The organism is Vibrio parahaemolyticus (assembly GCF_900460535.1).
GTDB classification, from domain to species: Bacteria; Pseudomonadota; Gammaproteobacteria; order Enterobacterales; family Vibrionaceae; genus Vibrio; species Vibrio parahaemolyticus.
This window is the reverse complement of sequence record NZ_UHIL01000001.1, coordinates 2734556-2757861: the sequence shown is the minus strand read 5'-3', so window position 1 is coordinate 2757861 and position 23306 is coordinate 2734556. Positions and strand designations below refer to the sequence as shown.

The following is a 23306-nucleotide window of genomic DNA, read 5'->3' as shown; positions in this document are numbered from 1 at the left end:
CTACTGCCATTTACGGTGGTATGCACCCAGCGTGGTTTGCGTACCTTCAGAAACGTTCGCCAGGGCGGCATCCCAAGCTGCTTCGACTTGGTAAGCTTCTGGGTTTGCTTGGTAACGATCAATTGCTGCGCGCCAAGTGCGAGTAACTTGCTCTACATAGGCAGGGCTGCGTTGACGGCCTTCAATTTTTACCGACGCTACGTTTGCTGCAAACAGTTCAGGAAGCATAGAGAGAGTATTTAAACTGGTTGGTTCTTCCAGCGCGTGGTAACGTTTTTTCTCGCCTTCAATTTCAGCTTCAAAGCGGCCTTTACAAAGCGTTGGATAGCCTGCGTTTTCACCCGCGCAGTAACGGTCGATCAAAATGTTGTTTAATCGAGACTCCAAGCCTTGTTCAGTTTCTTGCCAGCGCACGTATTTCGCTGGAGAGCAGGCTCCGACCGTATTTGGTGATTCACCCGTCATGTAAGACGACAAGTAACAACGACCTTCAGACATGATGCACAGACTGCCAAACGCAAATACTTCCAGCTCGACATCACTGGTGATGTTGCGCGACAGTTGTTTCACCTGATGAATGGACAACACGCGAGGCAATACCACACGTTTAACGTTGAAGTTTTGCTTGTAGAAGTCAATCGCAGCTACGTTGGTAGCAGAAGCTTGCACGGAAAGGTGCAGCTCAAGCTCAGGGTATTTGCGAGCAGCGTACTCAAGAACAGCAATGTCAGCGACAATCAGTGCATCTACGCCCAATGCCGCTGCGTTATCGACGGCGTTTGTCCAGCGTTCAAAACCGTTTGGATGAGCAAAGGTATTGAGTGCAACGTGGATCTTTTTGTTGTGGTCATGCACATATTGCACGGCCTTTTCTAGCTTTTTACCGTTGAAGTTCAAACCAGCAAAGTGACGCGCGTTGGTATCGTCTTTGAAGCCGATGTACACGGCATCTGCACCGCAATCAATCGCGGTTTTTAGCGCAGGCAGGTTACCCGCAGGACACAAGAGTTCCATATGCTCACAATCATAGAGAAGGAAAAGGTGCCCGCATTTTATGAAGAATTATGAATAGCTAATTTGACCTAAGTTAGGTTTAGCTCAATAAACTCAATATTTACCCCTTGAGAGTAGGGGTAAAGGTTTGATTTGGCGAAGTAGGGGGATCAGTTTTTGTGGCGGCGGTTTTGCACAAACAACTCTTCGATTTCATGTTTTGGTTGAGGTCGGTAGAAATGAAAACCTTGAATCGAGTTACATTGAAGGTTGGAAAGTAAAGTAGCTTGCTGATGCGTTTCTACGCCTTCTGCAACGACCGTTAGTTCCAAAGATTTGCCCAAGTTGATGATGTTCTCGATGACGGTCACCTGTTTTGGCAGGGCGTCAATGTCATTAATGAATGCACGGTCGATTTTTAGTTCATCAATCGGGAAACGAGCTAAATACGACAGTGAGGAATACCCAGTACCAAAGTCGTCGATCGACAAAGCAAAGCCCAACTTTTTAATCGCATTCAGCATTTGCAGCGTATGTTCGCTGTCACTCATCACCGCGCTTTCCGTTAGCTCAAACGTGATGCAACTTGGATCAAGTTCGGTTGTGCGCAGCAGCTTCTCCATAAAGTCGATCAACTGAGGGTTGCCAAACTGTTCTGGAGACAAGTTGATCGCGACGCGACCCGGCAAAATGCCTTGTTGTTTCCAGCGTTTTACGGTGTTGAATACATCACGCATCACCACGCGACCCAGATGCTCAATCAAACCTGCTCGTTCCGCCACAGGAATAAATGATCCTGGGCTAATGTAGCCCTCAACCGGATGTTTCCAACGTACTAAAGCCTCTGCGCCATTGATACTGAAATCACGGGCGTTCACTTTGGGTTGATACCAAACTTCAAGACCATTTTGCTGCAGGGCTTTTTGCAGTTCGATTTCGAGCCACAAACGCATACGCGCTTCTTTGTTCATTTGGTCATTGAATTTGATCAGACGGTTTCGTCCGCGATCTTTGGCTTCGTACATCGCGGTATCGGCGTTTTGTAGCAAGATACGAGCATCCTGCCCATCTTCCGGATAGCGGACGCTACCGATTGAGCAAGCAAGACGTTTACTGAAGTGGTGCAGATCAAAAGGTTGGTTTATCAAAGAAATAATGCGATCTGATAACACTTCTGCCATGCGCGAGTTTTCTGGCTCAGGAAGGATGATGCCGAACTCATCACCGCCAAGATGGCCGATAATCGCTTGGTTTGGCAGCAGTCGTTTTAAACGTGCAGAAACTTCTTGGATGACTTTGTCACCGATGTGATGACCCAGCGAGTCATTAATGTTCTTAAAGTTATCGATATCGAGGTAAAACACCAATAGCGGTGTTTGGCTTTTGATCAGTTGTTCTAGGCGCTTGGTGAAACCAAATCGGTTATACAGTTTGGTTAAAGAGTCGATATGAGAATCTTCACTGGAGGCCGACGACAAGTGTTTTGGTGTGTCATCCGCATCTTGGATAAGAATAATTTGAGATTCACTGCCTAGAATTGCCGTCGAGTCCGCATGCAATTGGACTTTGCGCTCAAATCCGCAACGCGCGCTAGTCAGGCAAACAAACGGTTTGTCCGAAATAAGCGTGCTGAGTCGGTGACTGAAAACTTTTTTGGTGTTTTCGTCGATGAACAAGCGAGAGAGCTCTTCACCGAGTAGCTCGTGAGGGGAGTTAAGCCCAAGCAGACGAGCCGAGGCAGGGTTTGCTGAGATGATGGTGTCATCTTCAATCAGCAGCAGGCCATCGGGCAATAGTTGGGTCAGCTTGGCAAATTTGTTTTCGGCTTCTTCCAGAGAGCGGACAAGTATTTGCTTTTCGGAGGTGTCGACGGCGTGAAACACCACGAAACGTACCTCGTTACCTTCATACACTGGTGACAAACTAAAGTGAAGGCTGGTCTCTAAATCGGTTTCATCTAAGGTAATTTCAGCTTCGACATGCACGCCTTTGAATGCGCGTTGGTAGTAAGGTGCCAGCTTCTTATAAAACTGCTCACCTAGCACCTGGCAATCGTTTAACCCGATGATTTCTTCATGATTTAAGCCGGCAATATCACAATAGCGGTCACTCACCATTCGATAATTGTGTTTTTTATCAAGAATAGCAAAAAAGAAAGGGCTATTTGAGGTTAGCGTGGCAAACCAATGTTGTAATTGCTGGGAAGGCATTAGGGTATTACCGATCTCCAATGAGCCAGATTAATTCGTCCGTGTAATCAAAAGCGCTACCCTGGCGAATATGCCGCCGTGCTTCTCAAGCCTGCATAGTGAGTCATTTTTAAGTGGTTGACTCGGCTTTATTCTGTGACTTGATATCACGAGGATACGCTCGGATAACTATAACTTTGAAAATACGGTTATTAAAGCGTTTATCAAGCTGTTCGCATCAATAATACACGTAAGGTCAAAAAACGACACGTTAGTGGACAATAAACCACCAACTGAAAACAAACAGTTTATTGATACATAACAGGTATCGCGGTGGTGCGATTGCGTAATATGAGCGACCTAATGACAAAGTAACGGATAATGAACGTGTTAAACAAGATTCGCAGTCAACTAGTAAAGAACGCAGCCAACATTTTGCGTTCTCCAGTCCAGTTATTACCACAAACAGTTCAACAAAAAGCCTTGCTTGAAGGGCTGAAAATGGTATTCAAAGAAGCGTTAGAAGATGGCGACTTTGAATTCCTTGAAGACAAGTGGTTAAAAGTTGCGATTAAAGACTTGAACTTAGCATGGTACATCAGCTATCAAGATGAAAAATTAGTCGTCGCTGAAAAACCAGTTCAGGAAGATGTGAGTTTTAGTGGTAATCTAAACGACCTAGTACTGATTGCTGGTCGTAAAGAAGACCCTGATACGCTGTTCTTCCAACGTCGCCTTTCAATTGAAGGTGACACTGAGCTTGGCTTAGAAGTGAAAAACTTGATGGACAGTGTCGACTTAGAGCAGTTACCAAAAGCAATGCAAGTAGCGCTGAACCAACTGGCTGACTTTGTCCAAAAAGGGGTTCAAGAGCCTGCACAACAACCCGGAGTAGCGAATGCTTATTCGAACTGAAGCCCCTGCGGACATTCTGACCATTGACCGCCTATTGAAACATGCGTTTCCAACCGATGCAGAAGCCAACTTGGTGATGCGTTTACGTGAAAACGGCAAGCTGACCTTGTCGCTGGTGGCGTGTACGGATGAAGGTGAGGTAATTGGCCATGCTTTATTTAGCCCAGTTACATTAAATGGTGAAGATTTGTCGTGGCAAGGGCTTGCACCATTGGCTGTTCATGAGGACTATCGCCGTCAAGGCATTGGTGCTGAACTCATTAAAGAAGGTTTCGAATCTCTGCGTGATTTCGGTTATCCAGTCTGTGTCGTGTTGGGTGAACCTAACTACTATGCACGACAAGGTTTCAATGCTGGTGAAGAGATGGGCTTTGAATGCGCTTGGGATGTGCCTGAAGGTACGTTTCGAGTAGCTGAACTCGTCGAGGGCCAATGTGCAGGACGTTCTGGACGTATTGATTACGCGCCTGAGTTCTCAGAGCTTTAAATACTGAAACAGCCCGCTGAAATAGCGGGCTGTTTGCTTTTCATCAGTCAATCGACAAGCATGACGTTTATTGAGCGTTTTTGGTTCTTTTTTTGCCCCAGATTTCGACTTTTGCTTTTTTGCTGACACCCAACACGTCGAGCTTCATATTTCCCCAACTGCTGTATTTCATTTCAAGGTGCTTAAGTTTCGCGTCCTCCGCTCCTGGTAGTGTCCAAGCTCGCGTTGACATTCCGTTGGTGAGCGTGCCCATTGATGTGAGTTTTTTATCGCTGCCGTCGGTCATGGTGACTTTGATGTCTTTTAAATCGACGGTGCCTTGAATGCACTTTATTTTGATTTTACTGAAGTTACGGTTTTTGAGCAGACTATTTGGCGTAACGGTGTCTGTCTCCGTTTGGAAGTTGACGGTCTTGGTTGCGATCAGCTCCCAGTCATCATTATTGCTGCTCGCAAATGTGGAAAAACTGATGGTCGCTACCATCATCACAGTAAAGAGTGATTGGAAAAGCTTCATAACACCTCTGACTTTTTGATAGGATTGCCTCGTTCAAACAGGTGACGAAAAATGTCAATTAACGAGAAACAGTATTTACACGAAATGGGAATCACCTCGTGGGAGTTGATTCATCCAGAAAGGTTGGCAGGCTATCAACCGCCAACTATAGATTTGCCAAGTTCTTGCAAACTTCTGCTGGTCTCACCCATCTGTCCTACGAATGAGACAGCGATACTGTTCGAGAAGATACTTAAAAGTATGAAGTTAACGCTTGAACAAGCCATGCATATCGAGCCTGAGCGCCTTGCAATGCTTGGTGAACATCAGTTGGAGTGGGTATGGTTTGCAGGCTGTGAAAGTAACAGCATGGAAAATGCTAAGCAGCTAACCTCGCCGTTATTGCAAGACATTGATGGCAACAATGAACAAAAACGCGCACTTTGGCAGCAAATTTGTTCTTACTCGTAACGTTTGTAAAAGATCGAATACCAAGCTCTATTGTGGCGCGGTATTTCGACCTAATAGGTTAAATCATGACGATTGAAATTCTCCCAATGTGCAGTGAGCATGTGGAGCAAGTTTGGCAAATTGAACAGCAAGCACATTCTCACCCATGGGCAGAGTCGTTAGTGCGCGATTTGTCGAGTCGCGGTGCGTGCCATCATGTGATGGTTGAAGATGGCTCGGTAGTTGGCTACTTTTATGCACAAAATATTGTGGGTGAAGTGACGTTACTCAATATTGCGGTTGCCCCTGCGCTACAAGGAAAAGGCTACGGTCAAAAGTTATTGGATGCCTTTCTGAATCACTGTGAGCAAGCCAAAGCAGACAGCGCGTGGCTAGAAGTAAGAGAAAGTAACCATCCTGCGATTCATATTTATGAGCAAGCTGGTTTTAACGAAGTGGATCGTCGTTATGATTATTATCCTGCCAAAACAGGCAATGGAAAAGAAGACGCGATCATCATGAGTTATCTCTTCTTTAACTAGACGCACTACTCGGGAAGTTGCCCCTAAAGCAATAATAGGCGAGAATACCGCGCAAAATTGAATCTACAAAAAGCGTGTTTGCTTTTCAGCAGGCATTCAGACATCAAAGAAGACCAGTTTCATGTCAAATACACCTTTTCTAAGCGAAGTTTCTAAACGTAGAACGTTCGCTATTATTTCTCACCCGGATGCGGGTAAAACAACCATTACCGAAAAAGTCCTTTTATTCGGAAACGCGATCCAAAAAGCAGGTACTGTAAAAGGTCGTGGTAATGCACAGCACGCAAAATCTGACTGGATGGAAATGGAAAAGGAACGTGGTATCTCGGTAACCACTTCTGTGATGCAGTTCCCGTACAACGATTGCCTAGTAAACCTGCTTGATACTCCAGGACACGAAGACTTCTCAGAAGATACTTACCGTACTCTGACGGCAGTTGACTCGTGTTTGATGGTTATCGATGCGGCGAAAGGTGTCGAGGATCGTACTCGTAAGCTAATGGAAGTAACACGTCTGCGTGATACGCCAATCGTAACTTTCATGAACAAACTTGACCGTGACGTTCGTGATCCAATGGAAGTATTGGATGAAGTAGAAAACGAATTGGGTATGATGTGCGCGCCAATTACCTGGCCTATCGGCTGTGGTAAAGAATTTAAAGGTGTTTACCACATTCACCGTGACGAAACGATCCTTTATGAATCTGGCCACGGTCATGAAATTCAAGAAGTTCGCATCATCAAAGGTCTGGATAACCCAGAGCTTGATGAAAAAGTTGGTGAAAGCCTAGCGGCAAGCGTTCGTGAAGAGCTTGAGCTTGTAATGGGTGCATGTCCTGAGTTTGATAAAGAACTGTTCCTAACGGGTGAACTGACACCAGTTTATTTCGGTACCGCACTGGGTAACTTTGGTGTTGACCATATGCTAGACGGTCTGACTGAATGGGCGCCAGCGCCGAAAACGCGTCAAGCGGTTGAGCGTGATGTTGAAGCGACAGAAGATAAGTTCTCTGGCTTCGTATTCAAGATCCAAGCAAACATGGACCCTAAACACCGTGACCGTATCGCATTCATGCGTATCGTATCGGGTACTTACACTCAAGGTATGAAGATGAACCACGTTCGTCTAGGCAAACAAGTAAGTATCTCTGATGCGGTAACCTTCATGGCTGGTGACCGTTCACGAGCAGAACACGCTTACGCGGGTGACATCATTGGTCTGCATAACCACGGCACTATTCAAATTGGTGATACTTTCACGCAAGGTGAGTCACTGAAGTTCTCTGGTATTCCAAACTTTGCGCCTGAATTGTTCCGTCGTATTCGTTTGAAAGATCCATTGAAGCAGAAGCAACTACTAAAAGGCTTGGTTCAGCTTTCTGAAGAAGGTGCGGTACAGGTATTCCGTCCACTGCAAAACAACGATCTGATCGTTGGTGCGGTAGGTGTGCTTCAGTTTGACGTGGTTGTGGCTCGCTTGAAGTCAGAATACAACGTTGAAGCAATCTACGAAGGCGTTAATGTAGCGACTGCTCGTTGGGTTGAGTGTGGCGATGCGAAGAAACTGGATGAGTTCCAGCGTAAGAACCAAGCGAACTTAGCGTTGGATGGTGGTGACAACCTAACGTACATTGCCCCAACTATGGTTAACTTGAACCTTGCAAAAGAACGCTTCCCAGACGTTGAATTCCGTGCGACTCGCGAGCACTAATCAACCGCCGCGTTAAAGCAACTAGATTTTAAATCGCCCTTGGCTATAGACTTAGTCAAGGGCGTTTTTATATAAGGAAGAAAAATGAACTGGTTCAAACGTGGGTTAAAGCGTTACGACGATTGGTGTAAACAAATGGGATTAACGCCCGATCAAAAACGCAGCTGCGTCCCATATCGAAAAGATCCTGCCCATCAAAACGAAGAGAAGGGCGAGGCTCTGTCTTTTTCTGACTCTCCGTCTGCTGGCGTCGATAAAAAGTCTCAAGATGAAGTTCTTTGATACGCACTGCCACTTTGATTTTGATGTGTTTCAAGATGACTTTGCGCATCAACTTGAGCTTGCTCAAACGCAAGGCGTCGCAAGAATTCTGATTCCTTCCGTCGGCCCGCAAAATTGGGCTCGTATTCAAACGTTGGCAGAGCAACACGCCAATTTGTATTACGCGCTCGGTTTTCATCCGTATTTTCTAGAAGATAACGTTGAGCAACACCTTTCAGAACTAGAACGCTATCTCAACCAAAAATCGCCACAGTGTGTGGCAATCGGAGAGTGCGGACTAGACTTTGCAGTTAACGTAGATCCTGAGCTACAAGAAAGGGCGCTTGAAACTCAATTTGAGCTGGCAAGGCGTTTCAATCTTCCTGTCATTTTGCACAGCCGGAAAGCACACAATCGACTCATTCAAATGGTCAAAGCGGCGAAGTTACCTCGTGGTGGCGTTTTGCACGCGTTTGCTGGTAGTTATCAGCAGGGAATGGAGTGGGTCAGATTAGGTTTTTTCATCGGTGTTGGTGGAACCATTACCTATCCGAGAGCCCATAAAACTCGCGACGCGATTCAAAGATTACCACTCGAAAATCTAGTTATAGAAACAGATGCTCCAGATATGCCTATACTTGGTTATCAAGGGGAGCCGAATCACCCTGCCAAACTCATTCATGTATTCAATGAGCTCGCAGAGTTGCATAGTGTGCGAAAGCAATCGATTGCCACTCAGCTGTGGGAAAATAGCAATTTTGCTTTCTCTATCTGTGAATAAAATCTAAAGATGTAGTCTGAAATAGAAAACGTTTCCCTGCTTATTGTGAGATAACTCACAAAGGTGGGTGAATCAATGATGAATCTTATAAGAAAGTGTGAGGGTGGCATTACTTTAATTGATTCTGCGTGAGTATAATTGCCCCCGCTTTATAGCTCCATTTTGTAACACGCCAATAAATAACTTATAAGGAAGTCATAAACTATGAGCCTGTTTATGAGCCTAGTCGGTATGGTAGTGCTTCTTGCTATTGCATTTGCATTTTCTAATAACCGTAAAGCTATCAATCTAAGAACTGTGGGTGGCGCATTCGCTATCCAATTCGCATTAGGTGCATTCGTACTTTATGTACCTTGGGGCCGTGATCTACTAAACGGTTTCTCTACTGGTGTTTCTAACGTTATCAACTACGGTAACAATGGTTCATCGTTCCTATTCGGTGGTCTTGTTTCTGACAAGATGTTCGAAGTATTCGGCGGCGGCGGTTTCATCTTCGCTTTCCGTGTTCTTCCTACACTGATCTTCTTCTCAGCACTGATTTCAGTTCTTTACTACGTTGGCGTAATGCAGTGGGTTATCAAGATTCTTGGTGGTGCACTTCAAAAAGCGCTTGGTACTTCTCGTGCGGAATCAATGTCAGCAGCAGCTAACATCTTCGTAGGTCAAACTGAAGCACCTCTAGTAGTTCGTCCATTCGTTCCAAAAATGACTCAATCTGAGCTATTCGCGGTAATGTGTGGTGGTCTAGCTTCTGTAGCTGGTGGTGTACTAGCAGGTTACGCATCTATGGGTGTTCCTCTAGAGTACCTAGTAGCAGCATCATTCATGGCAGCACCAGGTGGTCTACTGTTCGCTAAGATTCTTCACCCAGAGACTGATCAGCCTCACGAAGATATCGAAGAAGCAATGGACGGTGGCGACGACAAACCAGCTAACGTAATCGACGCAGCAGCGGGCGGTGCGGCTTCTGGTCTACAACTTGCGCTAAACGTAGGTGCAATGCTAATCGCATTCGTTGGTCTGATTGCTCTAGTTAACGGTATGCTAGGTGGCATCGGTGGTTGGTTCGGCATGCCTGAGCTAACTCTAGAACTAATCCTAGGTTACGCATTCTCTCCACTAGCATTCCTAATCGGTGTTCCATGGAACGAAGCGGTTGTTGCTGGTTCATTCATCGGTCAGAAACTAGTTATCAACGAATTCGTTGCTTACTTGAACTTCACACCTTACCTAGGTGACAGCGCTCAAGTAGTAGCAGCAACTGGTGAAGTAATGTCTGAGAAGACAACAGCTATCATCTCATTCGCACTATGTGGCTTCGCGAACCTTTCTTCTATCGCGATCCTACTTGGTGGTCTAGGTAGCCTTGCACCAAACCGTCGTTCAGATATCGCTCGCATGGGTATCAAAGCAGTTCTTGCAGGTACGTTGTCTAACCTTATGGCAGCGACAATTGCAGGCTTCTGCCTAAGCCTTGCAGCATTTTAATTAGAATCGGTTCTTAATATATAGACGCCGTTTTAAACCATGCCCTGTAGCAAGAGATTGCTGCGGGGCATTTTTCGTTTTTCAGGACCAAAATTTTTACGCTGAGTAAACCCAAGACATTGGTTTACGCAGCGAATGGAATAGCGGCTTGGAAATTTTGAGATACAAACCGTTTGCGCTCTATTTGGTGCTACAGTTTTGCGGTGAATATCTATAATGTAGTAATCACGAGATCATGGTTACGATAACCACTTAATCATAGAGTGAATATTACATACTCGATGGGCAAATGAATTGCCCTGCAATATCAGATCTAATAGGCGTTTCGCTGTGTGATGTGATATTAAAGACACCGCAATCATAGATTGTTGTGCCATAGGCCAAACTGGTACTGTGCGGTGACAAGGATAGCAATTGGCATATGAATTTTTCGCTGTATATGCCGAGTCTTCAGGGAACCAAGTCCGTTCATAAATAGACTGTTTAGCCAATTTCTCACACTATCTCGACTTGTTGATTATAGTTAGAGAAGTGATGTGAGGCTGAGTAGTGAATTTTTTGAATATTGATCGGAGATAGAAATGAGCGATTTAAAAGCAGCAGCGCTACGTGCACTAAAACTTATGGACCTAACTACGCTGAATGATGATGACACTGATGCAAAAGTGATCTCACTATGTCATGACGCGAAAACAGCAGTAGGCAACACAGCTGCAATCTGTATTTACCCTCGCTTTATTCCTATTGCTAAGAAGACACTTCGTGAGCAAGGTACGCCAGAAGTTCGCATTGCAACAGTAACGAACTTCCCACACGGTAACGACGACATCGACATCGCTGTTGCTGAAACAAAAGCGGCTGTTGCTTACGGTGCAGACGAAGTTGACGTAGTTTTCCCATACCGCGCGCTAATGGCGGGTGATGAGAAAGTAGGCTTCGAACTGGTTAAGCAATGTAAAGAAGCTTGTGGTGACATTCTTCTAAAAGTGATCATCGAAACTGGTGAACTAAAAGAAGAAGCACTAATCAAGAAAGCATCTCAAATCTGTATTGAAGCAGGTGCTGACTTCATTAAAACTTCAACTGGTAAAGTGCCAGTAAACGCAACACCAGAATACGCTCGCATGATGCTTGAAGTTATTCGCGACATGGGTGTTGCAGAAACTGTTGGTTTCAAACCAGCAGGTGGTGTGCGCACTGCTGAAGACGCAGCGGCATACCTAGCAATGGCTGACGAAATCCTAGGTGACAACTGGGTTGATGCTCGTCACTACCGTTTTGGTGCGTCTAGCCTGTTAACCAACCTACTAAATACATTAGAAGTATCGGACGACGTCGCTGATCCAACAGCGTACTAATTCCAATAATACGTCTGACCGGTAGCACCTAAAAGGGTGCTACCAAACCTCTTCTATCCTACTACAACCATGGCTCAAAAGAGCTTGGGAGGCACTAATGTATTTACCACAAGAAATCATTCGTAAAAAACGTGACGGCGAAGTCCTAACAGCCGACGAAATCAACTTCTTTATTCAAGGCGTAGCGAACAACACGGTATCTGAAGGTCAGATTGCGGCGTTTGCTATGACGATTTTCTTTAATGAAATGACCATGGATGAGCGCATCGCCCTAACGTGTGCAATGCGTGATTCAGGCATGGTTATCGACTGGAGCCACATGAACTTCGGTGGTCCAATTGTCGACAAACACTCAACCGGTGGTGTGGGTGACGTAACTTCTCTGATGCTTGGCCCTATGGTGGCAGCATGTGGCGGTTTCGTACCTATGATCTCTGGTCGTGGCCTTGGCCACACAGGCGGCACGCTAGATAAACTTGAAGCGATTCCTGGCTACAACATCACACCAACGAACGAAGTTTTTGGTCAAGTAACCAAAGATGCGGGTGTGGCGATCATCGGTCAAACGGGTGATCTTGCTCCGGCAGATAAGCGCGTGTACGCGACTCGTGATATCACGGCTACCGTAGACAACATCTCACTGATCACGGCATCGATCCTGTCTAAGAAATTGGCAGCGGGTCTGGAATCTCTAGTGATGGACGTAAAAGTCGGTTCTGGCGCATTTATGCCAACTTACGAAGCGTCTGAAGAGCTAGCAAAATCTATCGTTGCTGTAGCAAATGGTGCAGGCACGAAGACTACGGCGATCCTTACGGACATGAACCAAGTACTGGCTTCTTCTGCGGGTAACGCGGTGGAAGTTCGTGAAGCGGTTCGTTTCCTAACAGGTGAATACCGCAACCCGCGTCTACTTGAAGTGACGATGGCATCATGTGCTGAAATGCTCGTGCTTGGCAAACTGGCTGAGAACACAGACGACGCACGCGCGAAACTGATAGAAGTGCTAGACAACGGTAAAGCAGCAGCTTGCTTCGGCAAAATGGTTGCGGGTCTTGGCGGTCCAGCTGACTTCGTAGAAAACTACGACAACTACCTAGAAAAAGCAGAAATCATCAAGCCAGTTTACGCGACAGAAACAGGTATTGTCTCTGCAATGGACACGCGTGCTATCGGCATGGCTGTGGTTTCTATGGGTGGCGGCCGCCGTGTTGCAACTGATGAAATCGACTACGCGGTAGGTTTTGATAACTTCATTCGATTGGGTGAAGTTGCTGATAGCGATAAACCTCTAGCAGTTATCCACGCTCGCAGTGAAGAGCAGTGGGAAGAAGCGGCAAAAGCACTACGCAGTGCAATCAAAGTGGGTGGTGAATACACACCAACTCCAGAGGTTTACCGTCAAATTCGTGCAGAAGACATCTAAAAGATTAAGTAATTACATAAGGCCTACTCAACCATAATAATTCGCCGAGTGGGCCTAAGGAAAGAGCAATGAAAAGAGCATTTATTTTAGTACTAGACTCATTCGGTATCGGTGCAACTGCTGATGCAAAAGAATTTGGTGATGTAGGTTCAGACACTCTAGGTCATATTGCTGACCAGTGTGAAAAAGGCTTAGCAGATAACGACAAACGTCAAGGCGCACTTAGCCTTCCAAACCTATCTAAACTTGGTTTGGCGATGGCACACAAAGAATCAACAGGTCGCTTTGCTCCTGGCCTAGACGCTGATGCAGAAATCATCGGTGCTTACGGCCACGCTGCTGAGCTTTCTTCTGGTAAAGACACTCCGTCTGGTCACTGGGAAATTGCTGGCGTACCAGTTCTGTTTGACTGGGGCTACTTCACAGATAAAGCAAACAGCTTCCCTAAAGAGCTGACTGACCGCATTCTTGAGCGTGCAGGTCTAGATGGCTTCCTAGGTAACTGCCACGCATCTGGTACTCAAGTTCTTGATGACCTTGGTGAAGAACACATGAAGACTGGCCAGCCAATCTTCTACACCTCTGCGGACTCTGTATTCCAAATCGCATGTCACGAAGAGACATTCGGTCTAGATCGTCTACTAGAGCTTTGCCAAATTGCTCGTGAAGAACTAGAAGATTACAACATCGGCCGTGTAATCGCGCGTCCATTCATCGGTCCTGGTAAAGGTCAATTTGAGCGTACGGGTAACCGTCGTGACCTATCTGTAGAGCCACCATCAGCAACGGTTCTACAAAAGTTAGTCGAGGAGAAACAAGGCAATGTGGTTTCTATCGGTAAGATTGCAGACATCTACGCAAACTGCGGTATCACCAAGAAAGTGAAAGCGACAGGTATTCCTGCATTGTTCGAAGCAACGCTAGAGCAAATCAAAGAAGCGGGTGATAACACCATCGTATTCACTAACTTTGTTGATTTCGACTCCGCTTACGGCCACCGCCGTGATGTAGCGGGTTACGCTGCGGCGCTTGAGTACTTTGATGGTCGCATCAACGAAGTGCTCGAACTGATGGGTGAAGATGACGTGCTAATCCTAACGGCTGACCACGGTTGTGACCCAACATGGCCAGGTACTGACCATACTCGTGAGCACATTCCAGTATTGGTTTACGGTCAAAAAGTGCCAGCAGGCTCTCTTGGCCGCCGCGAAACGTTCGCAGATATCGGCCAAACATTGGCGAGCTACTTCGGTACTTCTCCAATGGATTACGGTAAGAATTTCCTATAATTAGGATATTAAAAACTAGGAGCTGAGTGCTCCTAGTTTTATGTTTGCAGTATGCAAGTACTGCTTGTCGGAAATGAGAATACTCTGGCTTACATCGCCTTAAGCGCGGAGCGCTAGAGAAAGGTTAAGGAAAAGAAAAATGGCAACTCCACATATCAATGCTGAAATGGGTGCATTCGCAGACGTAGTACTGATGCCAGGTGACCCGCTACGTGCAAAATACATCGCAGAAACCTTCCTTGAAGATGTTGTGCAAGTGTGTGATGTGCGCAATATGTTCGGTTACACAGGCACTTACAAAGGCCGTAAAATCTCTGTGATGGGCCACGGTATGGGTATCCCATCATGTTCGATTTACGCGACTGAGCTAATCAAAGACTTCGGTGTGAAGAAAATCATCCGTGTCGGTAGCTGTGGTGCGGTGAATGAAGACATCAAAGTACGTGATGTTGTGATCGGCATGGGCGCGTGTACGGATTCAAAAGTAAACCGCATTCGCTTTAAAGGCCATGACTTTGCGGCTATCGCAGACTACAAAATGGTTCGTGCAGCAGAAGATGCAGCAAAAGCACGTGGTATTGATGTGAAAGTCGGCAACCTATTTTCAGCGGAGCTTTTCTACACGCCAGATCCAGAAATGTTCGACGTAATGGACAAGTACGGCATTGTTGGTGTTGAAATGGAAGCGGCGGGTATTTACGGCGTAGCAGCAGAATACGGCGCAAAAGCTCTGACAATCTGTACGGTTTCAGACCATATCAAAACAGGCGAGCAAACCACATCAGACGAGCGTCAAACAACATTTAACGACATGATGCTAATCGCGTTAGATTCAGTATTGCTAGGCGATGCAGAATAAGCGACAAAGATTCGTCTTCGCTTTCAAGAACTAAAAAAACAGCCCGCTCAAAGCGGGCTGTTTTTTATTTGAAGTTGGCTGTTGGAATTACTTGGTCAGCAGCAAGTTTTCGGCTTTTTTACGGCGGATCGGCTGTCTACGTAAAATCATAATAAACAACATGCCACACACAAAACTCATCAAGACCATCATGTACATGTAACGATCACTCTTACGATAATGGTGATCAGAAATCGCCGTCACTCGGCCTGTCTCAAACGTCACACGTACAAAACCAATCACAGCACCATCAGCTAGGACTGGCTCGACCAATTGCTGGCGACCAATAGATGCGGTGGCTAGTGGGGTATCTAATCCTAGGACCTCACGGACAGACAGCGCCTCGTCACTCGATGCTAATCGCACACCTTGTGAGTCATAAATCGTGGCATCAAATACCAAACGGTCTTGCGCGAGCTGGTTGGTCAGCTTGAGCAATCGCTCTTGGTCTTTGGTTAATATCATTTCGCTGGCAGACAAAGATGCCTGCGAGATCAAAACCTTGGTGAGTGTTTCAAGCTGCTGCGCTTGAATCTTCTCGTTGCCCTTACTGATCACAACACTGTTTTTGATGGTGATGAATAACATCACGCACAGTAGGATTAGTGCCAGAATTCGCAGGGCATTCCTTACTGAGAACAAGGATTCACTCATGCTCTTTACTCATCCATTTAAAACAAAACAAAGACTTGCCTTTTTAGTTTGTTGAGGTAACGTTTTAGCAAAGTCATAAGGGATTATATACATGGACGCGTCAAAAAGCTTGCCTATCAGAAAACATACGACACTTTTAAACCGACTGCCCGAAACTCGATTTGCTACCCAGTTAGATAAAGCGAAAGCGAATTGGATCGTTTTTGCTGAATATCTTTCCCCTCGCCATTTTGAAGATATCGACTTCTTTACTGGTTTCTATAACCCGGTGTTAGAAACATGGAAAGTCGGTCAGTATGAAGTAGCATTGATGGCGGGCGAATTAACATCTCAACACGAAACCATCTTAAAAAGCCTCAACATTGATTATGCTTCTCTGAATGAAGTGCCGGATCTCTCTGCGCCTGGCTTAGTGGTGTTCGATATGGATTCCACAGCGATTCAAATTGAATGTATTGATGAAATTGCCAAATTGGCTGGAGTAGGGGAAGAAGTCGCCGAAGTGACTGAACGTGCGATGCAAGGTGAGTTGGACTTTGAACAAAGCTTGCGTCAACGGGTTGGTAAACTAAAAGGCGCAGATGAAGCGATTTTAGAGCAAGTGCGTTCTGAGCTTCCATTCATGCCAGACTTTGAAGCGTTGATTGCGACCTTTAAAGCGCTCGGTTGGAAAACCGCCATTGCATCTGGTGGGTTCACGTATTTCTCTGATTACATCAAAGAGAAAGTCGGTCTGGACTTCGCTCGTTCAAATCAGCTTGAGATCATTGACGGAAAGTTAACTGGGCAAGTGATTGGTGACGTGGTATCTGCGCAAACCAAGTCCGATATTTTGGTTGAACTGGCGGATGAATACGAAATTGAACAGCATAATACCGTTGCCGTTGGTGATGGTGCCAACGACTTAGTGATGATGTCCGCCGCAGGCCTTGGTATTGCCTACCACGCGAAACCTAAAGTAGAGGCACAGGCACAAACCTCGGTGCGTTTTGCTGGGTTAGGTGGGGTGCTCTGTATTTTGTCTGGCGCGCTCGTGAAGCAGCAAAAAATCAGTTGGAAAGCGAAGCCTTAATAGAATCAGAAAGAAAAACACCGCCTATTTTGGCGGTGTTTTTTATTCCGTTAGTTCAAGTCGCACGACGACTTCTTCGGTTATGTCTTCAAACTCGCTGTAGCCAACCAAAGCCGTCAGCTCCTTTTCTAGTTTACTGGCTTGATGAACGCCAAACTGAGTAAGGTCACTCAAGTCCTGTCGTAGCAGCGACGTCATAGGATCAAAAATGGGTGCGGTGGACATTCGAAATACATAGAAATCGCCCATCATGCGCGCTTTTTTGATGAACTGAATTCGCTCTTTCACGCTATTAAATTCTTGGTGCAGTTTGGATTCGATAGCAGTGATCTTATTGCCGATTTTCGCTGCACTAATGTAGATGTCTTGGTGTCTTGCTTGTGCTCCGTCGACACGCTTAATTGGTTCTGCGATCAGCGTGCTAGAGCGGCCTTTAAAAATTGGCTCTAAAGAGAATTTTTGATCGTGACCTAAGCGCGCAAACAACTCAATGTGTTTTGGCAACGGCAGGTTCACTCCAACCACCGGAGTTTTTAGTGCCGACGCTGTACTTTTGCTGATAAAGATGGGTGTGCTTAACGTCCTTGATAGCAAAACGCTGTGCAGTCTTTCCAGTAATGCATTGCTTGGCAACATCTCTTTTTGTGGGATCAGCTTATCTTGGTTGTGTTCAATGATGCTGTTGAAGAAAGCGATCACACGGATCGTTTTGCTGTTTTCATCAATAACCAATTGTATGCTGCAACCGTCAGGGCTGACTCGAATAACGCGATATGGAACGGCCATGAGAGGCAGCTTTTTATCGTAAAGTTGTAACTCACGAAAGTTAACTTGCACTTCTTGTCCCGAGCGTAACATCGTTGGCTCATCTAAACGAATCCCCAAGCCTCGCTTAGAAATATCAACGGTTGAACCTGCTGCTTTTAACTCACCCGAACTGAGTTCAAGTGGCGTTTTGAATCGATAGCGTGGTTCTTTACGGCGCGATTGAGCATCGAAATAGATACCTTTAGGGTTGCCAGTGATTTTTCGAGGATGACGAAAGGCATTTAACGTGTTGGCTGGCAAACGCGGTTTTTCTGTTAATAGGTAATCTTGCCCCGACTTTTCGTCAGCGATTTCTTGCAAAATGCCGATATGAGTCAGTGACTGAGAGGTTTCGGCTAACTCTGGAGAGAATAGTGCGAGATCTTCTTTCTCTTGCTCAGATAACTCAAAAATAGAAATTCGAAACGCACGCCAACTTTCTCGCTTAGCCCCTAAATGCCAAAACAGCTGGCGTTGTTCGCGAGTCGCTTCGGGTCTAAGCATCGAGTAGAAGTACGTTTTGTTTTCATGTTCATGAGTAAACGAGTACAAAACGTTACTGGTGCCTTTCACGCCTTGTTTGATCAAAGAAGCGACGCGTTGCTCGTTAAACAAGGAGCCAAAGACTTGTTGATTTCTCTCATCGTGCCAGTACTGCCACAACTTTTGGTTGTTTGGTGTCAGCATCGCTAGCTTGAGTTCGTTACCATCAAAAAACAGTGGTAAGTTGCTCGTGTGTTTGAGTGCAATGTGCTCATAACCGCGTGTGCGTGCACGAATGATTTTATCTTGGTTGTCATGACGTGCGCGCTTGGCGGCACTGTTTAATGCTTCGTCGATGACGCGCGCAACGACATTGGTTTCCGTTAGACGAATGGTTCGTAGATAGCGCACGGCATCATTTTCATAGCAATCGTCTACGGCCAATACTCGATACGACAGTGGCTTTTCGATGCCCGCGACTTGCGACTTGCCTGCAAACTCGGTAAACGAAACTTGAATGATTTCACCAAGGTTGTATTTAAATGCGCTCGGGACTTTAAATTTTGCCCCAGAGCTCGACAAATCGATGCTTAATCCATGAAGGATTTGCCCTTTGGCGCGGCGAATTTCTACCTGCGACTGAACCTTCAACCGCTTTTCTTGGCGTTTTAAGTCGTAACCGAGGTGAACCGGTTCTGCGAGAAAGGGGCTTTTAGGATCGGTTAATGAATGAGACTTTTCCTGCGTGGCGAGCTTGCTCATCACACGAAAGTTATTGCGCGTGTTGACCAGTGCTTCCCACATGCCTTCGGTGTAGGTGCCAAACTTCTTAATGTTCTTGTGATAAGCATTAAAAGCGACATCGTCCAACCAATGCGAAATACCATCCAAAACATATTCACGACATTCGCCTTTGACGCGACCACGTAAATCAATGCTCTTCTTACATGGTGCCATAAGACGGTTCAGTTCCATCTTCACTAAGATTTTGGCCGACGGCGGCTCTTCCTCGGTCAATTGACCAAGGACAAAATCAAAGTCTTCAGAACCATAAACGGGAATGAGTCTTTCAGCGAGCGAGAGAATTTCAGATTGCTGCATTATTTCTGTTAGAGTATGTCGTTACTTTAATTTGTATCGACTAAGTAAAGTAAAACTTAAGTATATCAATAGTTCATTTCAGATTAGATCTGACTTGGCTGTGCTTGGTCACATTTGTAGAAAAAATCGAGGCATCATGGCGAAAGCAAAACGAGCGTATGTTTGTAATGATTGTGGCGCGGATTTTCCACGTTGGCAGGGACAATGTAATGCGTGTGGTGCATGGAATACGATCACAGAGGTGCGCATTGCTGCTTCGCCAACCGTTGCTCGCAATGAACGCTTAAGCGGTTATGCTGGTTCGGCGACAGAATCGAAAGTCCAAACCTTATCTGAAATCGATCTGCAAGAAGTGCCGCGATTCACTAGTGGTTTTAAAGAGCTCGATCGTGTGCTTGGTGGTGGTGTCGTACCTGGTGCGGCGATTCTGATAGGTGGTAACCCTGGCGCGGGTAAGTCGACGTTGCTTCTTCAAACTATGTGTACGTTATCAGGGCTGATGCCGACACTTTACGTTACGGGTGAGGAATCGCTTCAACAGGTTGCGATGCGCGCGTCTCGTCTTGGTCTGCCAAAAGAGCACCTGAAGATGCTATCAGAAACCAACGTCGATAAAATTTGCCAAATTGCAGAGAAAGAGCAGCCCAGAATTATGGTGATTGACTCGATTCAGGTTATGCACGTTTCTGATGTTCAATCGTCACCGGGCAGTGTTGCTCAGGTGCGAGAATCTGCGACGGCACTGACGCGATACGCAAAACAGAACAATGTTGCGGTATTTATTGTTGGTCACGTAACGAAAGATGGTACTCTTGCCGGCCCTAAAGTCCTTGAGCACATTATTGACTGTTCTGTCTTGCTTGATGGCGGAACAGATAGTCGTTTCCGTACACTGCGCAGCCACAAAAACCGTTTTGGTGCGGTAAATGAATTAGGCGTGTTTGCGATGACGGGGCAGGGACTGAAAGAAGTAAGTAACCCATCGGCGATTTTCCTTTCTCGTGGCGAAGAAGAGACGTCAGGATCTTCGGTCATGGTTGTATGGGAAGGTACACGTCCTCTATTAGTAGAGATTCAAGCGCTGGTGGACTACTCGCAATTGGCAAACCCTCGTCGCGTAGCGGTTGGTTTGGAGCAGAATCGTCTCTCCTTATTATTAGCCGTATTGCATAAGCACGGTGGTCTGCAAATGGCTGATCAAGACGTGTTTGTGAATGTAGTCGGCGGCGTTAAGGTAACAGAAACCAGTGCGGATCTTGCTTTAGTGATGGCGTTACTATCAAGCTTTCGCGATCGTCCGTTGCCAAAAGATGTGGTGGTATTTGGCGAAGTTGGTTTGGCTGGCGAGATTCGTCCGGTACCTAGTGGTCAAGAGCGTTTGAACGAGGCATTTAAGCACGGCTTCAAAAAGGCAATTGTCCCGGCTGCTAATATGCCAAAAGGTGGCATTCCGGGGATGCAAATCCACGGCGTTAAGAAGTTGTCAGAGGCTATTGAGGCTTTTGACGAGCTGTAATGCTGAAAAAGAATGGTATTTGTGGGCTCACAAACTGTTCATTCCGTCCTGAATATAGAACGAATAAAGTACATAAATCGCTATGTTTGACTATCCTTTGAGGACGGAAAATTCACGTTAAAATTTTTTTTCTTCCATCTGCACGCAAGGGTATCAGTATTGACAGAATGTGATATACTCTGCGCGCACTTTATACCTTATTAACAGAGTAAGACAATGACTGATTTATCAAAATACAGAAACATTGGTATTTTTGCTCACGTAGACGCGGGTAAAACTACCTCTACAGAGCGTATCCTAAAGCTAACTGGTAAGATCCATAAGATCGGTGACACTCACGACGGTTCAACTACTACTGACTTCATGGAGCAGGAAGCTGAACGTGGTATCACTATCCAGTCTGCAGCAACAACTTGTTTCTGGAACGATCACCGTCTAAACATCATCGATACTCCTGGACACGTTGACTTCACTATCGAAGTTTACCGTTCTCTAAAAGTACTTGACGGTGGTATCGGTGTATTCTGTGGTTCTGGTGGTGTTGAGCCTCAGTCAGAAACTAACTGGCGTTACGCTGACGAATCACACGTATCTCGTCTGATCTTCGTTAACAAACTAGACCGTATGGGCGCAGACTTCTACAAAGTTGTAGACCAAGTACAAAACGTTCTAGGTGCAACTCCTCTAGTAATGACTCTACCTATCGGTATCGAAGAAGATTTCGTAGGTGTTGTAGACGTACTAAGCCAACAAGCTTACGTATGGGACGAGTCTGGCCAGCCAGAGAACTACGAAGTTCAAGAAATCCCAGCAGACATGGTAGACAAAGCAGCTGAATACCGTGAAATGCTAATCGAAACTGCTCTAGAGCAAGACGAAGATCTAATGATGGCTTACCTAGAAGAAGGCGAAGAGCCATCTGTAGAAGACATCAAACGTTGTATCCGTAAAGGTACACGTGACCTAGCATTCTTCCCAACTTACTGTGGTTCAGCGTACAAGAACAAAGGTATGCAACTTATTCTTGACGCGGTAGTAGATTACCTACCATCGCCAACAGAAGTTGATCCACAGCCTCTAACTGATCCTGACACAGGTGAAGCGACTGGTGAAGTTGCAACTGTATCTGCAGACGAGCCACTAAAAGCGCTTGCGTTCAAAATCATGGACGACCGTTTCGGTGCTCTAACCTTCATCCGTATCTACTCTGGTAAGATGAAGAAAGGCGACACAGTTCTTAACTCTGCAACTGGTAAAACAGAGCGTATCGGCCGTATGGTTGAGATGCACGCAGACGAGCGTAACGAGATCGATTCAGCACAAGCTGGTGACATCATCGCTGTAGTTGGTATGAAGAACGTTCAAACTGGTCACACTCTATGTGATCCTAAACACGAATGTACTCTAGAACCAATGATCTTCCCTGAACCAGTAATCTCTATCGCTGTTAAGCCTAAAGATAAAGGCGGTTCTGAGAAGATGGGTATCGCTATTGGTAAGATGGTTGCAGAAGATCCATCATTCCAAGTTGAGACTGACGAAGAGTCTGGCGAAACTATCCTAAAAGGTATGGGTGAACTTCACCTAGATATCAAAGTTGATATCCTAAAACGTACTTACGGCGTTGAGCTAGAAGTAGGTGCTCCTCAGGTTGCTTACCGTGAAACTATCACTCAAGCAATCGAAGACAGCTACACTCACAAGAAACAGTCTGGTGGTTCTGGTCAGTTCGCGAAAATCGACTACCGTATCAAACCAGGTGAAGTTGGTTCAGGCTTCACGTTCAAATCAACAGTTGTTGGTGGTAACGTACCTAAAGAATTCTGGCCTGCAGTTGAGAAAGGCTTCGCTGGCATGATGGAAACTGGTGTTCTAGCTGGCTTCCCTACTCTAGACGTAGAAGTTGAACTATACGACGGTGGTTTCCACGCAGTTGACTCTTCAGCTATCGCTTACGAAATCGCTGCTAAAGGCGCATTCCGTCAGTCTATGCCTAAAGCTGGCGCGCAACTTCTTGAGCCAATCATGAAAGTTGACGTGTTCACTCCAGAAGATCACGTTGGTGACGTAATCGGTGACCTTAACCGTCGTCGTGGTATGATCAAAGACCAACAAGCTGGTACTACTGGCGTACGTATCAAGGGTGATGTACCTCTATCAGAAATGTTCGGTTACATCGGTACTCTACGTACAATGACATCTGGTCGTGGTCAGTTCTCTATGGAGTTCTCACACTACTCACCATGTCCAAACAACGTTGCTGAGCAAGTAATTGCTGACGTTAAAGAGCGTAACGCTAAGAAGTAATTCTTAAGTTAACTCTATGATTTTAAAGCCCCGCCTCGTGCGGGGCTTTTTATATCTATGGCTGAAAGTTGTTTGAAGAGTC

20 protein-coding genes are annotated in these 23306 nt (G+C 45.8%); 15 read left to right on the top strand and 5 right to left on the bottom strand.

Going from position 1 to position 23306, the window contains the following annotated elements:
• Positions 1 to 1014: a ubiquinone anaerobic biosynthesis protein UbiU gene (ubiU, locus tag DYB02_RS14110; protein ID WP_005456088.1), complete on the bottom strand. Its 1014-nt coding sequence runs from the start codon at positions 1012 to 1014 to the stop codon at positions 1 to 3.
• Positions 1015 to 1163: 149 nt separating this feature from the next.
• A complete protein-coding gene (locus DYB02_RS14105) occupies positions 1164 to 3203 on the bottom strand; it encodes a sensor domain-containing protein (protein ID WP_005456059.1) in 2040 nt (679 codons plus the stop codon).
• 366 nt (positions 3204 to 3569) lie between these two features.
• Between DYB02_RS14105 and ubiT the strand changes: the two genes are divergently transcribed.
• Both ubiT and DYB02_RS14095 read left to right on the top strand, forming a co-directional pair.
• Entirely contained in the window at positions 3570 to 4097 is a 528-nt protein-coding gene (gene ubiT / locus DYB02_RS14100) for a ubiquinone anaerobic biosynthesis accessory factor UbiT (RefSeq protein WP_005490392.1), read from the top strand.
• Positions 4081 to 4584, top strand: coding sequence for a GNAT family N-acetyltransferase (locus tag DYB02_RS14095; RefSeq protein WP_029805516.1), 504 nt, complete (start codon positions 4081 to 4083; stop codon positions 4582 to 4584). The genes ubiT and DYB02_RS14095 overlap by 17 nt, the downstream gene beginning before the upstream one ends.
• A gap of 67 nt (positions 4585 to 4651) precedes the next feature.
• Here the strand turns inward: DYB02_RS14095 and DYB02_RS14090 are convergent, their stop codons facing one another.
• Positions 4652 to 5101 carry a DUF2541 family protein gene (locus tag DYB02_RS14090; protein ID WP_029806946.1) on the bottom strand — a complete coding sequence of 150 codons (450 nt, stop codon included), beginning with the start codon at positions 5099 to 5101 and terminating at the stop codon, positions 4652 to 4654.
• 51 nt (positions 5102 to 5152) lie between these two features.
• On the opposite strand from DYB02_RS14090, the gene DYB02_RS14085 reads away from it, so the two are divergent.
• The 10 genes from DYB02_RS14085 (at position 5153) to deoD (ending at position 15245) form a co-directional block, all read left to right on the top strand.
• Complete coding sequence (locus tag DYB02_RS14085) at positions 5153 to 5551, top strand: DNA polymerase III subunit psi (protein ID WP_005456107.1); 399 nt, start codon at positions 5153 to 5155, stop codon at positions 5549 to 5551.
• A 65-nt stretch (positions 5552 to 5616) separates the two neighbouring features.
• Positions 5617 to 6072, top strand: a complete 456-nt coding sequence (gene rimI / locus DYB02_RS14080; RefSeq protein WP_005494078.1) for a ribosomal protein S18-alanine N-acetyltransferase — start codon at positions 5617 to 5619, stop codon at positions 6070 to 6072.
• A gap of 121 nt (positions 6073 to 6193) precedes the next feature.
• Complete coding sequence (prfC, locus tag DYB02_RS14075) at positions 6194 to 7783, top strand: peptide chain release factor 3 (protein WP_005456063.1); 1590 nt, start codon at positions 6194 to 6196, stop codon at positions 7781 to 7783.
• Between the two features lie 84 nt (positions 7784 to 7867).
• Entirely contained in the window at positions 7868 to 8065 is a 198-nt protein-coding gene (locus tag DYB02_RS25755) for a DUF5363 family protein (RefSeq protein ID WP_005456108.1), read from the top strand.
• Positions 8052 to 8825 carry a TatD family hydrolase gene (locus DYB02_RS14065; RefSeq protein WP_023584076.1) on the top strand — a complete coding sequence of 258 codons (774 nt, stop codon included), beginning with the start codon at positions 8052 to 8054 and terminating at the stop codon, positions 8823 to 8825. Before DYB02_RS25755 ends, DYB02_RS14065 begins: the two co-directional genes overlap by 14 nt.
• A 204-nt stretch (positions 8826 to 9029) precedes the next feature.
• Positions 9030 to 10313 carry a NupC/NupG family nucleoside CNT transporter gene (locus DYB02_RS14060; RefSeq protein ID WP_005456066.1) on the top strand — a complete coding sequence of 428 codons (1284 nt, stop codon included), beginning with the start codon at positions 9030 to 9032 and terminating at the stop codon, positions 10311 to 10313.
• Positions 10314 to 10894: 581 nt separating this feature from the next.
• Positions 10895 to 11671 (top strand): deoxyribose-phosphate aldolase, encoded by a 777-nt coding sequence (deoC, locus tag DYB02_RS14055; RefSeq protein ID WP_005456105.1) that lies wholly within the window; start codon positions 10895 to 10897, stop codon positions 11669 to 11671.
• A gap of 97 nt (positions 11672 to 11768) precedes the next feature.
• Complete coding sequence (gene deoA / locus DYB02_RS14050; RefSeq protein ID WP_029806661.1) at positions 11769 to 13097, top strand: thymidine phosphorylase; 1329 nt, start codon at positions 11769 to 11771, stop codon at positions 13095 to 13097.
• Positions 13098 to 13165: 68 nt separating this feature from the next.
• Positions 13166 to 14386 (top strand): phosphopentomutase, encoded by a 1221-nt coding sequence (locus DYB02_RS14045; RefSeq protein ID WP_029806660.1) that lies wholly within the window; start codon positions 13166 to 13168, stop codon positions 14384 to 14386.
• Between the two features lie 139 nt (positions 14387 to 14525).
• Positions 14526 to 15245 (top strand): purine-nucleoside phosphorylase, encoded by a 720-nt coding sequence (deoD, locus tag DYB02_RS14040; protein WP_005456104.1) that lies wholly within the window; start codon positions 14526 to 14528, stop codon positions 15243 to 15245.
• Positions 15246 to 15332: 87 nt separating this feature from the next.
• On the opposite strand, the gene DYB02_RS14035 is transcribed toward deoD, so the two are convergent.
• A complete protein-coding gene (locus tag DYB02_RS14035) occupies positions 15333 to 15938 on the bottom strand; it encodes a YtjB family periplasmic protein (protein ID WP_005481596.1) in 606 nt (201 codons plus the stop codon).
• A 91-nt stretch (positions 15939 to 16029) separates the two neighbouring features.
• Between DYB02_RS14035 and serB the strand changes: the two genes are divergently transcribed.
• On the top strand, positions 16030 to 17010 hold the full coding sequence (gene serB / locus DYB02_RS14030; protein ID WP_020841223.1) for a phosphoserine phosphatase: 981 nt from the start codon (positions 16030 to 16032) through the stop codon (positions 17008 to 17010).
• Between the two features lie 42 nt (positions 17011 to 17052).
• Here the strand turns inward: serB and DYB02_RS14025 are convergent, their stop codons facing one another.
• Positions 17053 to 19401: a PilZ domain-containing protein gene (locus tag DYB02_RS14025; RefSeq protein ID WP_029806278.1), complete on the bottom strand. Its 2349-nt coding sequence runs from the start codon at positions 19399 to 19401 to the stop codon at positions 17053 to 17055.
• Positions 19402 to 19537: 136 nt separating this feature from the next.
• Here DYB02_RS14025 and radA point away from each other — a divergent pair, with 136 nt between their 5' ends.
• Together radA and fusA are read left to right on the top strand one after the other, a co-directional pair.
• Positions 19538 to 20917, top strand: a complete 1380-nt coding sequence (gene radA / locus DYB02_RS14020; RefSeq protein WP_005456064.1) for a DNA repair protein RadA — start codon at positions 19538 to 19540, stop codon at positions 20915 to 20917.
• A 216-nt stretch (positions 20918 to 21133) separates the two neighbouring features.
• Complete coding sequence (fusA, locus tag DYB02_RS14015; protein ID WP_005456593.1) at positions 21134 to 23224, top strand: elongation factor G; 2091 nt, start codon at positions 21134 to 21136, stop codon at positions 23222 to 23224.
• The last annotated feature ends 82 nt before the right edge of the window (positions 23225 to 23306 follow it).